This window comes from Lactobacillus gallinarum DSM 10532 = JCM 2011, assembly GCF_001434975.1.
GTDB lineage: Bacteria > Bacillota > Bacilli > Lactobacillales > Lactobacillaceae > Lactobacillus > Lactobacillus gallinarum.
The window spans coordinates 123,943-125,153 of sequence record NZ_AZEL01000044.1; the positions used below are offsets into that span (position 1 = coordinate 123,943).

Consider the following 1,211-nt stretch of genomic DNA (forward strand, 5'->3'; position numbering starts at 1 on the left):
TTTACCAAAGCCTTTTAAGTCCGTGAGTTGCTAACGGACTGCAGCCTTTCTAGGCTGCTTTTTTTATTTTAGGATTTTGCCACTTGCTTAATCCTTTTTCTAAGATGTTCACGGCCGCATTCCAATCACGAATATGGGGCATTCGACAAATTGGACAAGTCCACTCCCGATCCTTAAGGGTTAATTTCTTATAACCATTTTGGCCCATAATACTGCCACAAGCATGACAGCGTTGAGTAGTATATTTAGGATCAATTGTTAGAAATTCTTTACCATATAGATCTGCCTTATAAGCCAGCATATTCAGGAAACTACGCCAGCCGACATCAGAAATTGATTGCGACAAGGCATAATTCTTTAACAGGTTTCTGTTTCTTAATTCCTCGGCAACTACTAAATCGTGGTTTTTGATTAGTGTAGTTGAGAGTACTTGTAAAAAGTTATTACGCTGTCTTCTGATCTTATCGTGCAGTTTAGCGACTATTAGACGCTGTTTTTGATAGTTTTTTGCTAGCCACAAATTGCGTCCTTCTTTTTTTGCCCGGCGCTGCCTGCGAGACAAGACACGTTGGGCATGGGCCAGCTTCTTTTTGGTTTTGCGATAAAATCGTGGATTAGCGACCATTGCTCCGTTAGATGCTGTTAGGAAGTTATCTAAATTGAGGTCAATGCCAATTTGACTTTGTGTTTTAGGTAATTCCTTAACAAAAGCAGTATCGCTGCCTAACTGCATAGACAGGTAGAATTGGTCATCAGCGGTCTTTTTTATCGTGACTGTGCCAATTCTAGTTGGAATCTGCTTAAGCAAGCGCTCTTTAATCAGTTTTCTAAAACCAGCAATGCGGACAATTCCCAGCTTAGGCAATTTAATATGTTTAGCATCAATAAACCTAGCTGTCCCGTTATCAAGATAGGCTTCTGACTGCTTAGGATATTGACAGTTGGTCTGATATGACCAGTCGCTGCGTTTTTTGTGAAAAATCGGAATTCCATGACCAATCTTGCGATAGTTGTTCCAAGCTTTCTGATAGTTTTGAATGGCGTTGGCAATAGCGAGGCTATCAATTTCTTTAACACGCAAAAAGCTATAAGTATCACGAATATTCCTTGGCTTATCCAATAGTTCGCTATTAGTGACTACTTCTTCTGCCAACCTAGTCTCATAATTATTAAGAATAGAAAAGGCAAAAGGCATTGCTTGATATTGTCTA

General features: G+C 39.6%; 1 protein-coding gene. It reads right to left on the bottom strand.

Features of this window, described 5'->3' with window-relative positions; genetic code table 11:
- Positions 1-49: 49 nt before the first annotated feature.
- A partial coding sequence (locus FC37_RS05580) for an RNA-guided endonuclease InsQ/TnpB family protein (protein ID WP_236697286.1) occupies positions 50-1,211 on the bottom strand: 1,162 nt, incomplete at its 5' end.